Origin of the sequence: Amycolatopsis sp. NPDC049159, from assembly GCF_040648295.1 — a bacterium.
Lineage (GTDB): Bacteria > Actinomycetota > Actinomycetes > Mycobacteriales > Pseudonocardiaceae > Amycolatopsis > Amycolatopsis pretoriensis_A.
In genome coordinates this window covers 275,599-289,136 of the sequence record NZ_JBEZDL010000004.1, presented here as the reverse complement: position 1 = coordinate 289,136, position 13,538 = coordinate 275,599, and the positions used below count along the sequence as shown (strand labels likewise).

Annotated in this window: 12 protein-coding genes; 5 read left to right on the top strand and 7 right to left on the bottom strand. The window is 73.9% G+C overall.

Going from position 1 to position 13,538, the window contains the following annotated elements:
* Nucleotides 1–47: 47 nt before the first annotated feature.
* Nucleotides 48–929, top strand: a complete 882-nt coding sequence (locus tag AB0B33_RS10205; RefSeq protein WP_360769226.1) for a LysR family transcriptional regulator — start codon at nt 48–50, stop codon at nt 927–929.
* Nucleotides 930–960: 31 nt separating this feature from the next.
* On the top strand, nt 961–1,920 hold the full coding sequence (locus tag AB0B33_RS10200; RefSeq protein ID WP_360769223.1) for a TIGR01777 family oxidoreductase: 960 nt from the start codon (nt 961–963) through the stop codon (nt 1,918–1,920).
* Here the strand turns inward: AB0B33_RS10200 and AB0B33_RS10195 are convergent.
* Nucleotides 1,904–2,965 carry a helix-turn-helix domain-containing protein gene (locus tag AB0B33_RS10195; RefSeq protein ID WP_360769220.1) on the bottom strand — a complete coding sequence of 354 codons (1,062 nt, stop codon included), beginning with the start codon at nt 2,963–2,965 and terminating at the stop codon, nt 1,904–1,906. The genes AB0B33_RS10200 and AB0B33_RS10195 overlap by 17 nt on opposite strands.
* A gap of 104 nt (nt 2,966–3,069) precedes the next feature.
* On the opposite strand from AB0B33_RS10195, the gene AB0B33_RS10190 reads away from it, so the two are divergent.
* A complete protein-coding gene (locus AB0B33_RS10190; protein WP_360769218.1) occupies nt 3,070–4,020 on the top strand; it encodes an alpha/beta hydrolase in 951 nt (316 codons plus the stop codon).
* A 1-nt stretch (nt 4,021) separates the two neighbouring features.
* Here the strand turns inward: AB0B33_RS10190 and AB0B33_RS10185 are convergent, their stop codons facing one another.
* From AB0B33_RS10185 to AB0B33_RS10175, 3 genes are all read right to left on the bottom strand, one after another.
* A complete protein-coding gene (locus AB0B33_RS10185; RefSeq protein ID WP_360769216.1) occupies nt 4,022–5,803 on the bottom strand; it encodes a serine/threonine-protein kinase in 1,782 nt (593 codons plus the stop codon).
* Nucleotides 5,800–7,671, bottom strand: a complete 1,872-nt coding sequence (locus AB0B33_RS10180; RefSeq protein WP_360769214.1) for a serine/threonine-protein kinase — start codon at nt 7,669–7,671, stop codon at nt 5,800–5,802. The genes AB0B33_RS10185 and AB0B33_RS10180 overlap by 4 nt, the downstream gene beginning before the upstream one ends.
* A 170-nt stretch (nt 7,672–7,841) precedes the next feature.
* Nucleotides 7,842–8,876, bottom strand: a complete 1,035-nt coding sequence (locus AB0B33_RS10175) for an NADPH:quinone reductase (protein WP_360769211.1) — start codon at nt 8,874–8,876, stop codon at nt 7,842–7,844.
* A 179-nt stretch (nt 8,877–9,055) separates the two neighbouring features.
* On the opposite strand from AB0B33_RS10175, the gene AB0B33_RS10170 reads away from it, so the two are divergent.
* Nucleotides 9,056–9,205, top strand: coding sequence for a hypothetical protein (locus AB0B33_RS10170; RefSeq protein WP_247023632.1), 150 nt, complete (start codon nt 9,056–9,058; stop codon nt 9,203–9,205).
* Nucleotides 9,206–9,305: 100 nt separating this feature from the next.
* Nucleotides 9,306–9,437 carry a hypothetical protein gene (locus AB0B33_RS10165; RefSeq protein ID WP_281506299.1) on the top strand — a complete coding sequence of 44 codons (132 nt, stop codon included), beginning with the start codon at nt 9,306–9,308 and terminating at the stop codon, nt 9,435–9,437.
* Nucleotides 9,438–9,442: 5 nt separating this feature from the next.
* Here AB0B33_RS10165 and glgC read toward each other — a convergent pair whose 3' ends face one another.
* The 3 genes from glgC to AB0B33_RS10150 form a co-directional block, all read right to left on the bottom strand.
* Nucleotides 9,443–10,660 (bottom strand): glucose-1-phosphate adenylyltransferase, encoded by a 1,218-nt coding sequence (gene glgC, locus AB0B33_RS10160; RefSeq protein ID WP_247023631.1) that lies wholly within the window; start codon nt 10,658–10,660, stop codon nt 9,443–9,445.
* A complete protein-coding gene (glgA, locus tag AB0B33_RS10155; protein ID WP_360769208.1) occupies nt 10,657–11,811 on the bottom strand; it encodes a glycogen synthase in 1,155 nt (384 codons plus the stop codon). Before glgA ends, glgC begins: the two co-directional genes overlap by 4 nt.
* A 93-nt stretch (nt 11,812–11,904) precedes the next feature.
* Nucleotides 11,905–13,440 carry a hypothetical protein gene (locus AB0B33_RS10150; protein WP_360769205.1) on the bottom strand — a complete coding sequence of 512 codons (1,536 nt, stop codon included), beginning with the start codon at nt 13,438–13,440 and terminating at the stop codon, nt 11,905–11,907.
* Between the last annotated feature and the right edge of the window lie 98 nt (nt 13,441–13,538).

The window sequence follows — 13,538 nt, the reverse complement described above, 5'->3', positions numbered from 1 at the left end:
CGAAAAGTGCTGGTCCCAGTTATCGGTCAAGGCGATAGATTGGGTGGATGGAGACGCGTCAGCTCGAGTACTTCGTCGCCGTCGCCGAGGAACTCAGCTTCACCCGGGCCGCCCAGCGGGTGTTCGCGGTGCAGTCCACCGTGTCCGCCGCCGTGCGGTCCCTCGAAGCCGAGCTCGGCACGCGGCTGTTCGACCGGTCCACCCGCCGGGTCGCGCTGTCGGCCGCGGGTGCCGCGTTCCTGCCCGAGGCCAAAGCGGCGATCGAGGCCCTCGAACGGGCGCGCGCGACCGTCCAGGAGGCCTCGGAGGGCCTGCGCGGCAGCCTGCGCGTCGGCACGCTGACGTCGATCGGCGGCGTCGACCTGCCCGCGCTGCTCGGCGCGTTCCACCGGCGCTACCCGCTGGTGGACATCCACGTGACGGTGTCGATCACCGGCTCCACCGGGCTGGCCGACGAGGTCCGCCAGGGCCGGCTCGACGTCGCTCTGGTGGGCCTGCCCGAGACCGACCTCGCCGGGCTGGACGTGCTGCGGGTCGACACGCGCCCGTTCGTCGTGGTGCTGCCGGCCACGCACCGGCTCGCCGCCCGGAAGGCCGTCCGGCTGGCCGACCTCGCCGGCGAGGCGTTCATCGACACCCCGCGCGGGTTCGGCAACCGGGTCCTGCTGGACCGGGCCTTCGACGCGCTCGGCTCGCCGCGGCGGGTCACCGTCGAGGTCGCCGACCTGCGCCCGGTCCCGGGGTACGTGCGCGCCGGGCTCGGCGTCGCGGTCGTCCCGGACACGCCCGCGCCGGCCGACGCGGACGTCGTGGTCCGGCCGCTGGCCGGCGCCGGGCTGGACTGGCCGCTCAACCTGGTCACCGCCGCGGCCAAGCCGCCGAGCCGGGCGCTGCGGACGCTGCTCGACCTCGTCGAGAAGAGTATTTGAACGCGTTCAACTCTTTCGGTACGGTGGGGTCATGAAGGTCGTGATACCGGGCGGGACCGGACACTTGGGGCGCGTGCTGAGCCGGGCGCTGGCGGGCGGCGGGCACGAGGTCGTCGTCCTGACGCGCGGGTCGGCCGCCGCGGAGCCGGGCGTGCGCACCGCCGGTTGGGACGGGCGGAGCGCGGGGCCGTGGACGGCGGAGATCGACGGCAGCGACGTGGTCGTCAACCTGGCGGGCCGATCGGTGAACTGCCGCTACACCCGGGCGAACCTGCGGGAGATGTGGAACTCCCGCGTCGACTCCGCGCGGGTCGTCGGCGGCGCGATCGAACGCGCCGCGCGGCCGCCGCGGCTCTGGCTGCAGATGAGCACGGCGACGATCTACGCGCACCGCCACGACGCCCCGAACGACGAGGCCACCGGCGTCCTGGGTGGCGCCGAGCCGGACGTGCCGGCGTACTGGTCCTCCAGCGTCGACATCGCGCGGGCGTGGGAGCGCGAGCAGGAACTCGCCGACACGCCGCACACGCGCAAGGTCGCGCTGCGGACGTCGATGGTGATGAGCCCGGAACCGGGTGGGGCGTTCGAGATGCTGCTCCGCCTGACGCGGCTCGGCCTCGGTGGCCCGGTCGCCGGCGGCGGGCAGTACATGTCGTGGATCCACGAGGCCGACCTGCTCCGGGCGATCGACTTCCTCGTCGAGCACGAGGAGCTGAACGGCCCGGTGAACCTGGCGGCCCCGGAACCGTTGCCGTACAAGGAGTTCCTGCGGGCACTGCGCACGGCCGCGGGTGTCCCGTTCGGACTGCCGGCGACGAGGTGGATGGCCGCGCTCGGCGCGTTCGTGCTGCGCAGCGACCCGGAGCTGCTGCTGAAGAGCCGTTTCGTGGTACCGGGACGGCTGCTGGAGGCCGGTTTCGAGTTCGCCTTCCCGTCCTGGCCCGCCGCGGCGGCGGACCTGGTGCGCGGTCCACTCAGGACGGTCGGCTGAGTTCGGCGTTGTCCCGCAACCGCCGCAGCATCAAGGCGAGGTGCAACCGGAAGCGGCCGGCGGGGGAGTCGACGTCGAACCCGAGCACGGCCTCGGCCCGCGCGAGCCGCGCCGGCATGGTGCTGTGGTGCCGGTGCAGCACCGCGGCCGCCTTGCGAGCCGACCCGGTGGCGCACAGGGCCTCGAGCGCGGCGAGGGTGTCTTCCCCGTGGGTCTCGGCGGCGAGCCGGTCGAGCTCGCGGACGTCGGCGAGTTCGGCGAGGCCGGCGGGGGAGAGCGCGCCCTCGAAGGCGGCGAGGCTGCCGAGCCGCTCCCACGAGACGACGGGGTCGCCGTCGGAGGTGAACTTGAGCGCGGTCCGCGCGGCGGCCCAGGAGCGAGCGACCTCGATGGCGGGTACGAGGGGGCCGACGCCCACGCGGTGACCGGCCGGGGTCGCGGTCGCCTGCGCACCGGAGCCGTCGGGCGACCGCGGGGCATCCGCGACCAGCACCGCCCGCACGTTCCCGAGCAGCGCCGACCGGCCCGCGGGTACCTCCCCGCCCACCGTGGCCAGCACCCGCAGCCGGGCCGACGGGCCGAATCCCAGCAGGTGCAGTGCCCGGGAGCGCTCCGCCGTCCGCGCGTCCTCCGTGAGGGCCAGCTCCACCAGCGCCGGATCCCCGAGTTCCGGCGTCGGCACGCCGGAGTGCTCCAGCAAGATCGCCGTCGCGATCGCGAACCGCTCCAGCAGCATGTCGTCCAGCGGCAGCGGCGCGCCCGCGCGAGCCACCCACACGGCCACCCCACCCTCCAGCGAGCGGACCGCCGACCCGGTCGGTGCCGTCCCCGGCGCCGAAACTTCGCCGCCCGGGGCCGCGCGCAGGGACAGGCCGCGGCCCGGCGCGTGCACGCCGACCGGGCAGCCCGCGAGGTCGGCCGTCGTGCGGACCAGGGTGTCGAGGTCCGCTCGCGCGGTGATCAAGCGGTCGAAGAACCCGATCACCCGCACGGCGTTCTCGGCGTCGGCGTCGAGGCCGGACAGCCGCAGCAGCAGCCCCTTCATGCCGTCACGATAGGCGCGCTCGCCGCCGGATGGCGAGTTCCGCGGCACCAACGCCCGCCGCGTGGCGGTGGCCCGGGCCGGGCGGGCGGCCGATGATCGGGGGCATGACCTACGCGATCGACCCCGAGCTGCTGCCCTGGCTGGACATGCTGCCGGCGGTGGCCCTGACCGACCACGAATCCCTGCTGGCCGCGCGGTCTTCGATGTCGCAGCTGGGAGAAGTCCTCCCGAGCTACGAGCCGGCCGACCCGATCGACGTCCGGGACACCGCGGTGCCCGGCCCGTCCGACGCCCCGGACGTGCCGGTGCGCGTCTACACCCCGGCCGGGCGCACCGAAGCCGTGCCCGGACTGCTCTACATCCACGGTGGCGGGTTCGTCCTCGGCGACCTCGACATGTTCCACACCTCCCTGCTCCGCCTGGTCGACGAGCTCGGCATCGTGATCGTCTCGGTCGACTACCGGCTCGCGCCCGAGCACCCGTTCCCGGCGCCGGTCGAAGACTGCTACGCGGCCCTGACCTGGCTCGAAGCCAAGGCCGACGAGCTGGGCGTCGACCCGGCCCGTCTCGGCGTCGCCGGCGAGAGCGCGGGCGGCGGCCTCTCCGCGGCGGTCGCGCTGCTGGCCCGCGACCGCGGCGGCCCCGCGCTCGCCTTCCAGTACCTCGGCATCCCGGAACTGGACGACCGGCTCACCACCCCGTCGATGCGGGCGTACGTCGACACCCCGGTCTGGAACCGCCCGAACGCGATCTTCAGCTGGACGAGCTACCTCGGCGCGGAACCGGGCGGCGACGGCGTTTCCCCGTACGCGGCCCCGGCCCGCGCCACCGACCTGACCGGCCTGCCGCCCGCGTTCGTGACGACGTGCCAGTTCGACCCGCTGCGCGACGAAGGCATCGAGTACGCCCAGCGCCTGGCCCACGCGGGTGTCGCGGTCGAGCTCCGCCACTACCCGGGTACGTTCCACGGCTCCGGCATGGTCGAGGCGGCCGGGATCTCGCGCCGGATGTTCGCCGACGAGGTCGAGGCCCTGCGCCGCGGGCTGCGCGGCTGACTCACGGCCGGGGCAGCTTGCCCACCAGCGCTTTGCCGAACGCCACCGCCGCGTCGCAGGCGCCGCCGCCCGGCTTCGTCGCGAAGAGCCGGACGTGCTCCGCGTGCGTCGCGTCGAACCGGCGGTGGTTCCACGTCACCGTGCAGCTGTCGCCGGTTTCGCGGCGGGTGGCCGGCACCCCGCCGAGGTCGACCGGTGTGCCCTCCTCCGGGACCACGGTCAGCTTTTCGAACGTCAGCCGCAGCGACGTCGTGGCCGTCCACTCGCACTCGCGGAGGCGGTTGAGCGTGACCTGGCGGACCGGGCCCAGCACCGCCTCGGGCTTCTCGGGCACCTGGCACGGGTCCAGCGCGAGCAGCGTGCCCGGCGGCAGGGCGTACCCGATCCCGCCGTCGCGGAGGCGCTGCAGCACCGTCCCGAGCGCGGTTTTCGCCAGCGCGCACGTCTTCGCCAGCGCCGTCACGCCGAGTTCGGGCTGAGCGGGGAGCTGGACGCTCGCGTCGCACGTGCTGCCGCTGATCTCGCTCAACAGCACCGGCCGGCCGTCGAGGTCCTCGGTGGGCCGGCCGCCCTCGACGTAGATCCGATCGCCCAGTTTGACGCCGATCCTGGCGCCGGACCGGTTCTTGAAGTCGCAGCGGTCGAAGTACAGCGGGTCCGGCTCGGCCCGCAGCTTGCCGACGTCCGCGACCGAGACGCCGTCGAGCACCCGGCAGGGATCGGTGCGCCGCAGCGTTTCCAGGCTCACCGGGTCCAGGTGCTGACTCGGCGGCGGCGGATCGGCACCGAACACCTCGACCGCCACCAGGCTGCCGGTGGCGAGCGCGACGAGGGCGGCCGCCACCGCGACGAGCGGCACCCAGCGGCGCCGCCGTGGCGGGGCGGGCAGCGGCTCGGGCGCCGGCCACGCGAGCGCGGTGCGGACCGCGGTGTCCTGCGCCTCGATCAGCCGGTGCACCGGCGGTGGCCACGGCCCCGGCGGCACCGAGCCGAGGAAGTCGAGGAGCTGCGCCGGCGACGGCCGCCGCGCCGGGTCCTTGGCCAGGCACGGCTCGACCAGCGCCCGCAGCCCGGGCGGCACCGCGGTCAGGTCCGGTACGGCGTGCACGACGTTGTAGAGCAGCTGCGCCGTCGTCGAACCGGTGAAGGGCCCGCGTCCGGTGGCCGCCATGACGAGCAGGCCGCCGAGGGAGAAGACGTCGCTCGCCGGGGTCAGCGGCCGGCTTTCGGCCTGCTCCGGCGACATGAACGCGGGGGAGCCCACGATGCCGCCGGTCCCGGTGAGGTCCGCCCCGCCCTCGGCGGCGCGCGCGATGCCGAAGTCGATGACGCGTGGCCCGTCGCCGGTGAGCAACACGTTGCCGGGCTTGAGGTCGCGGTGGACCAGGCCCACGCGGTGGATCTCGGTCAACGCGGTCGCCAGCCCGACGGCGAGCCTGCGCACGGCCTCGACCGGCAGCGGCCCGGTCGCTTCGACGGCTTCCTTCAGCGACGGCCCGGTGACGAACACCGACGCCAGCCACGGCGTTTCGGCGTCGGGATCGGCGTCCATGACGGCCGCCGTGAACGCTCCCGAGACCCGTTGCGAGGCCACGACTTCCTGCCGGAACCGGCCGCGGAAGTGCGGGTCGCGCGCGAACTCGGCGTGCACCTGCTTGAGCGCGACGAGCCGCCCGTCGGGGGCCACGCCCAGCAGGACGCGGCCCATGCCGCCCTCGCCGAGTTCGGCGATCAGGCGGTACTTCCCGGCGGTGCGGGCCTCGCCCGCTTCGAGTGGCTTCACGGCTTCGGCAGCCCCGGCCGGGCCGCCTTGGCGAAGTCCTGCGTGCGGCGGCAGGTCTCGTCGGGACCCAGCGAGCCCGCGGACGTGCTGTAGGCGACGGTCACATTCTCCGACATCCGTTCGTCGATCGGCCGGTGCAGCCAGGTCAGGCTGCAGAGCACCTTCGCCGGGTTGAACCGCTTGGTGGTGAAGAAGGCGGTGACGCCGTCGAGGTCGACGGTGCCCGCCGAGTCGTAGTAGGAATCCTTCGACACGAACGGCCGGCTGCCGCGTTCGAGCGTCAGCGTCACTTCGCCGCCGACCTGCCAGTGGCATTCGTGCAGCCCGGTCGGTTCGACCTTGGTGACCGGGCCGAGGATCCGCTGGGCGGTCGCCGCCGGGACGAGCCCGCACGGGTCGACCGGCGCGAGACTTCCCTGCGGCACAGGGGAATCGAAGCTCCGGAGCCGCTTCACCGCTTCGCCGAGGGCGGCCTTCGCCGTGTCGCACGGCTTGGCGAACTTCCCGGCCGCGTCACTCGCCTCGACGCCGATGGTGGCGGCCGGGCGGTCCACGACGGGCAAGGCCGCGGTGCAGCGGGTCGTCTCGTCCTCGACGCTCAGCGGCCGGCCGTCGAGCTCTCCGGCGGGCGTCCCCTTGGCCGCGACCGGGCCACCGATCGTCAGCTCCAGCCACTGGCCCTGCGCCGTCTCGTAGGTGCAGGCGAAGAAGTGGACGCCGATCTTCGGCGTGAGCTTCCCGGTCCCGGGCACCGACGGCAGCACCGCGCAGGGGTCGGCCCCGCGCAGCTTGTCCGGGCCGAGCGGGTCGGGGTTCGGCGCGGACGTCGTCGTGGCCGGTACTGGCAGGGTGCTGTTCGCCGGGGCGGCGGTCGCGCCGTCGTCGCCGTTCAGCAGGGCGACGGCGGTGATCGTGCCGCCGAGGACGACGGCGGCCGCGGTGGCGGCGAGCGCGACCCGCAGGCGTCGGCGCGGCTTCGGCGGCTTGGCCACGACGGCCGAGACCTCGGCCTGGCGGCGGGCGATCAGCGCGTGCACGGCGGGCGGCCAGGGGCGCTGCACCGGCGGCAGCGGTCCGAGCAGTTCGAGCAGCTGCGCGGGTGTGGGCCGCCGGGCCGGGTCCTTGGCGAGGCACGACTCGGCGAGCGCGCGCAGGTCCGGCGGCAGGGCCCGCAGATCCGGGTGCGTGTGGACGACGTTGTAGAGCGACTGCGGCGCCGACGCCCCGGCGAAGGGGCTGCGCCCGGTGGCGGCGAGCACGAGCAGGGCACCCAGGGAGAAGACGTCGCTCGCCGGGGTCAGCGGCCGCCCGTCCGCCTGCTCCGGCGACATGAACGCCGGCGAACCCAGGATGACGCCGGTGTGCGTCAGGTCGGTGGCGCCTTCCGCGGCGCGGGCGATGCCGAAGTCGATGACGCGGGGCCCGTCCTCGGCGAGCAGGACGTTGCCCGGCTTCAGGTCCCGGTGCACCAGCCCGGCGCGGTGGATGCCGGTCAGCGCGGCCGCGAGCCCGGCGGCGAGGTGCCGGACCGCGGCGGGCGGCAGCGGCCCGGTCGCGTCGACGGCTTCCTGCAGCGACGGCCCGGCGACGAAGACCGAGGCGAGCCACGGCGCCGGCGCGAACGGGTCGGCGTCCAGCACCGCCGCGGTGTAGGCACCCGAGACCAGCCGCGAGACCTCGACCTCGCGGCGGAACCGCTCGCGGAAGCCTGGGTCGTGCGCGAACTGCCGGTGGACCCGCTTGACGGCGGCGAGCCTGCCGTCCGGGCCGACGCCGAGCAGCACCCGTCCCATCCCGCCCGCGCCGACCGCGGCGAGCAGCCGGTACCGCCCGGCCCGCGCCGGTTCACCCGGTCCCAACGGCTCCACACCCACCTCCGCGGGCGATGGTAGAACGTCGGACCGCGGGGGAAGGACGGAACGCGCACTCCGGGTGCGCCGGGACCCCCCGGCCCGGCGCACCCGCAGGTCAGGCCACGACGTCGGTGACCGTGTCCTCGACCACCTGCCACCGGCCGTGGTCGCGCACGAGCGGCGGGTCAGGGAGCGGTGACGTCGATCAGGACCTTGCCCGTGACGCCGTCCTCCGAGACCGCGTGCGCCTTCGCCGTGTCGGCAAGGGAAAAGCGGTGGACCGGTACGCCGCGGTCCTCGCCCACGCGCAGGGCGCCGTCGGCCAGCGCCGCCGTGACGTCCTCCGTGCCGGCGCGCAGCTTGTCCTCGCCCACCGTGTACAGCACCAGGAACTGGTACCGCGCGTTCAGCCACACGTTCGCGCCGAACTCGAGGGTCACCGTCCCCGTGCCGCGGTCGTCGCCGTACATCGCGACCGTGCCGCGCGGGCGCAGCACCTCGGTGTGCAGCTTCGCGTTGACCCCGGCCGCGACCTCGACCACCAGGTCGACGCCGTCGGGAGCGGCTTCGCGGATCCGGGCGCCCAGCGAAGGATCGGGGTAGCGCAGGACGTGGTGGGCGCCGGCCGCGCGGGCGAGGGCGGCCTTCTCGTCGCTGCTGACCGTCGCGATCACCGTCGCCCCGGCCCAGCGGCCGAGCTGGATCGCCGCGTTGCCGACCGCGCCCGCGCCGCCGCTGACCAGCACCGTGCGGCCGTCGAGGGCGCCGGGGGCGAGCCGGGACGGCCCGTCTTCGGCGACGGTGAGCGCCCGGTGCGCGGTCAGCGCCGGGATGCCGAGCCCGGCACCCTCGTCGAAGCCCGCCCCGTCGGGCAGCCGGACCAGTTTGGCCGCCGGCAGCACCGTGTACTCCTGCGCGGTGCCCGCCCCGGGCCCGTACGCGCCGGCGATGACCACCCACACGCGGTCGCCCGGCGCGAAGCCGGTGACGTCCGGGCCGACGGCGTCGACCACGCCGGCGCCGTCCTGGTTGGGCACCGTCTCGGGTACCTCGGCACCCGGTTCGGCGCGGGCGCCGCCGCGGGCCTTCCAGTCGGTGGGGTTGACCGCGGACACCACGATCCGGACGCGGACTTCACCGGGACCCGGGTCCGCCGCGGCCCGCTCAGTCAGTGCCAGCACCTCGGGTCCGCCGTGACGGCGGTAGACGACTGCTTTCATGTCCGGTGCAATCCCGCCCGACCCGCGGTTATTCCCCGCGCACCCGGAAATCGCGCGACGGGAAATCGGTTTTTCCCCGCCGGGAAAAGCGGAAATCGGCGCCACGCGGGTGATCCCCCGGCCGGGCGATTTTCGGTGTTGCCCGAGCGAAACCGGCCGCCGTCGCAGAAACTGGGCGCGTGGGAGAGGAAAAGCGCGCGCCGAACGACGAACGGCCGAAGCGCGACGAACGAGAACCGACACCGATCTTCGACGCGGTCTTCAGTGCCACGCGCGCGAAGGCGAATACGGGTAATCCGGCGCAGGAACCGGACAAAGCCGGGCGGTGAGCGGACGCCGGCCCGCCGGACGTGTGGCACTTTGTTCGACGTCCGCAGTGAACATGTAGCATTTCGGGTGCTCGTGCACCCGGTAGTCGAGGAGTGAGCCGTGGCAGGCGTCGTCAACAGCTTGATCGCCGCCGAGTACGCTGCGGGCGCCACCATCTCCGAGCTCGCCGAGCGCTGGGGGATCGACCCCCGCCAGGTGGTCGAGCGGATTTCGGCCGCCGCCGGCTCCTGAGCCCCTCAGATCGCGCGTTCGCCCTTGCCGAGCACGACGATCCCGCCTTCGCTGACGTGGTAGTGCCCGCGGTCGCGGGCCAGGTCGACACCGATGTGCGCCCCCGGCGGCACCACGACGTTCTTGTCCAGGATCGCCCGCCGCACCACCGCGCCGCGGCCGACGCGGGCGCCGTCGAGCAGCACCGAACCCTGCACCACGGCGCCCTGCTCGACGAGCACGTCGGGGGAGAGCACCGAGTCCACGACCTGGGCCCCGGAGATGATGCAGCCGTTGCTGACGATCGACTGGTTCGCCGAGCCGCCTTCGACGAACTTCGCCGCCGCGCGCTGGCCGGGGTGGGCGAGGATCGGCCACTTCCGGTTGTAGAGGTTGAAGATCGGGTGCGTCGAAATCAGGTCGGTGTGCGCGTCGTAGTAGCTGTCGATGGTCCCGACGTCGCGCCAGTAGCCGTGGTCGCGCTCGGTCTCGCCGGGCACGACGTTGCCGTTGAAGTTGTACACGGCCGCTTCACCCGACTTGACCAGCGCCGGGATGATGTCGCGGCCCATGTCGTGGTGCGAGGCCGCGTTGTCGGCGTCCGCGTGCAGCGCCTCGAGCATCACCTTGGTCGTGAAGATGTAGTTGCCCATCGACACGTACGACTCCTCGGGGGAGTCCGGCAGGCCCGGCGGGTCTTCGGGCTTCTCCATGAACGCGTCGATCATCAGCCCGTCGGTGGTCCGGATGACGCCGAACGAGCTCGCCTCCGACCGCGGCACGCGGATCCCGGCCACCGTCACGCCGGCACCGGAGGCGATGTGGGCGTCCAGCATCTGCCGGGGATCCATCCGGTAGATGTTGTCCGCGCCGAACACCGCGATGTACTCGGGGTCCTCGTCGTAGACCAGGTTGAGGCTCTGGTGGATGGCGTCGGCGCTGCCCTGGTACCAGCGCGGCCCCAGCCGCTGCTGCGCCGGCACCGGCGTCACGTACTCGCCGGTGAGCGCCGAGAGCCGCCACGTCGTCGAGATGTGCCGGTCGAGCGAGTGCGACTTGTACTGCGTCAGCACGCACAGCCGCCGGAACCCGCCGTGCACCAGGTTCGACAGCACGAAGTCGACCAGCCGGTGCACACCCCCGAAGGGCACGGCGGGTTTGGCGCGGTCGGCGGTGAGCGGCATCAGCCGTTTGCCCTCGCCGCCCGCGAGCACGATGCCCAGCACGTCGGCTCCAGTGTTCACGACGACCTCCCGCACGCTTCGTAGAGGGCGACCGTCCGCTCGGCGATCGCCCTCCAGCCGAACTCGCCGACCGCGCGCTCGCGGCCGGCCGTACCCATCGCGGCGGCCCGGTCCGGGGCGCCCACCACCTCGTTCAGCGCGGCCGCGAGGCCCGCCTCGAACCCGTCCGGGTCACGCTCGTCGTAGTGCACGAGCAGCCCGGTCCGGCCGTCGTCGACGACCTCCGGGATGCCGCCGACGTCGCTGGCCACCACCGGGGTGCCGCACGCCATCGCCTCGAGGTTCACGATCCCGAGCGGCTCGTAGACCGACGGGCAGGCGAACACCGTCGCGTGGGTGAGCAGCTGCACGACCTCGGGGCGCGGCAGCATCTCGGGGATCCAGCGGACCCCGGTGCGCGTCCGCTCCAGCTCGGCGACCAGCCCGCGGAACTCCGCGTCCAGCTCGGGGGTGTCCGCGCCGCCCGCGCACAGCACCAGCTGGACGCCCGGGTCGAGCTTCGCCGCGGCCCGCACCAGGTGCGGGACGCCCTTCTGGCGGGTGATCCGGCCGACGAACAGCACGTACGGCCGGTCCGGGTCGATGCCGTGCTTCGTGAGCACGTCGGTGCCGGGGTCGGGGCGGTAGAGCGCCGTGTCGATGCCGTTGTGGATCACGTGCACGCGCTCGGGCGGCACCGCGGGGTAGGCGGCGAGGACGTCCCGGCGCATGCCGCCGCTGACCGCGACGATCGCGTCCGCGGCCTCGTAGGCCTCGCGCTCGATCCACGACGAGACGCGGTAGCCGCCGCCGAGCTGCTCGGCCTTCCACGGCCGCAGCGGCTCCAGCGAGTGCGCGGTGACGACGTGCGGGATGCCGTGGGTCAGCTTCGCCAGGTGCCCGGCCAGGTTCGCGTACCAGGTGTGGCTGTGCGCGAGGTCGTGGCCTTCGAGGGCGTTCGCCATGGACACCGCGATGTCCATGGTCGTGAACGCGGGCTGGCGGTAGCCGTGGGGATCCGTGTGCCCGGTGGCGTCGGCGCGGTCCGCGCCCCAGCAGTGCACGTCGAGCTCGACCAGCGGCCGCAACTCCCGGGCGAGGAACTCCACGTGGACCCCGGCGCCGCCGTAGACCTCCGGCGGGTACTCCCGGGTGAGCAGGCCGACCTTCATGCCGAAACCCTATGGCCTCACGGGGGTTTCGCGCAGTCTGGCGTCCAGGGGAAATACCAGAGTTTTCCGTCACTGCTCAGATGAGCGGCGTGCTCACGGCTCCCGGGTGAAGACGAAGTGGCCGACACCTTTCGCCGCGGACCGGACCTGCCAGTCGTCCGGTCCGGTCGCCGGGCCCGACGCGTACTGCATCCGGAAGTCCGGTTTGCGCGGCGCCACCGAGGTGTCCAGCCAGTGGTAGTTCACCCGCAGCGCCAGGCTCATCAGCGGGTTCGCCGTCGCGATCCGCTTCTCGACCAGCTTCACCGCCTCGCCGCGGTCGGAGAACTCGTCGAGGATGGCGCACTCGCAGAAGTAGGCCAGGGTGCCGATCTCACCCGGGCTGGCCACGCTGGCGCCGTCGAGCCGCGCGCCGAGCTCGGTGCCGACGCGCGCGTAGTCGTCGGCGCTGGCCCAGTTCCCGAACACCACCGGCGACGGCCACGGCAGGCCCTGGGCGCCGTCGACCGCGGCACCGCTCAGCACGAGCACGCCGGTGAGCCCGAGCGCGAGCACCGGCGGCCCGGTCCGCAGCTCCGGCCGTTCGCGCGCCTGGGCGTACCAGGTGCCGAACGCGGCGACCGCGAAAGCGCTCCCCGCGGTCACCGGCGCCACGTAGTACCAGTGGAACGGGCCGACCCCGATGAACGAGTAGGCGAGGTAGTAGAGGACCCCGCCGCCGGCCAGCGCCGCGACCGGGCCGAGCGCGGGGAAGAGCGGCCACCGGACCGCGAACCGCGCCGCCGCCCACGCGGCGAGCGCGACCACGCCGAGCAGGGCGGGCAGGAACGACACGAGCACCGTGACCGGCCAGCCGAGGTAGTACATCACCGGGCCGGTGCTGTAGCTCCACGGCGCGAACAGCCCCGCCTGCGTCTGCTTGATGGCGAGCGTGTCGGGCACGAACGAACCGAAGGCGATCCAGCTGACCAGGAACCACGGCGCCGAGGTGAGCACCGCGACGCCGGCCGCGGGCAGCAGCTTCCGCCGGATCTCGGGCGCGCTGAGCGCGATGACCACCACGAACACGCCGAGGTCGATCCGGGTGAGGACGGCCAGGCCGGCCACCACGCCGAACCAGAGCGGCCGGCCTTCGAGCGCGAGGACCGTGAGCACCAGCAGCACGGCCGGGATCAGCAGCACTTCCAGGCCGACGGCGGACAGCACGAACGGGTTCAGCAGCACGAGCGCGACCCCGAGCACCCCGGCCGCGGGCGGCAGCGCCAGCCGCCGGCCGAGCCGCAGCCACGCCCACCCGAGCGCGGCGCCGCAGGCGATGGTCAGCACGCCGAGCGCGACGACCGGGTGCGGCCCGCCGGCCACCCGGGTGAGAAGTGTCAGCGCGCCGAGGAGCAGGACGTTCAGCGGCGACGTCGCGGAGTTCGCGGGCGAGCCGGGGATGATGCCCCACTCGCCGTGGACGGCGAGGTTCTTGGCGTAGGCGAGGGTGATGTAGGCGTCGTCGGTGAGGCTCCCGCGCACCACGAGGAAGACGACGGCACCCAGAACCGCCCCGTAGGCGGGCAGCCACCGGCCGCGCGTGCTCGTCCGCTCTTCGGTCCTTCTGTCCGCGTCAGTCTCCGCCAGCACCCTGTCCACCTCGCGGACGCGCCGACGGCGCGGGATCCGCCTCGTCCCGATCGAATGCCCTCCGGGGGCCGGGCCCGTCCGGAGGTCACCCGATCGTG

Coding starts and splice junctions, on each gene's coding strand:
- AB0B33_RS10205 (WP_360769226.1), top strand. CDS start 48: ATGGAGACGCGTCAGCTCGAGTACTTCGTCGCCGTCGCCGAGGAACTC.
- AB0B33_RS10200 (WP_360769223.1), top strand. CDS start 961: ATGAAGGTCGTGATACCGGGCGGGACCGGACACTTGGGGCGCGTGCTG.
- AB0B33_RS10195 (WP_360769220.1), bottom strand. CDS start 2,965: ATGAAGGGGCTGCTGCTGCGGCTGTCCGGCCTCGACGCCGACGCCGAG.
- AB0B33_RS10190 (WP_360769218.1), top strand. CDS start 3,070: ATGACCTACGCGATCGACCCCGAGCTGCTGCCCTGGCTGGACATGCTG.
- AB0B33_RS10175 (WP_360769211.1), bottom strand. CDS start 8,876: ATGAAAGCAGTCGTCTACCGCCGTCACGGCGGACCCGAGGTGCTGGCA.
- glgA (WP_360769208.1), bottom strand. CDS start 11,811: ATGAAGGTCGGCCTGCTCACCCGGGAGTACCCGCCGGAGGTCTACGGC.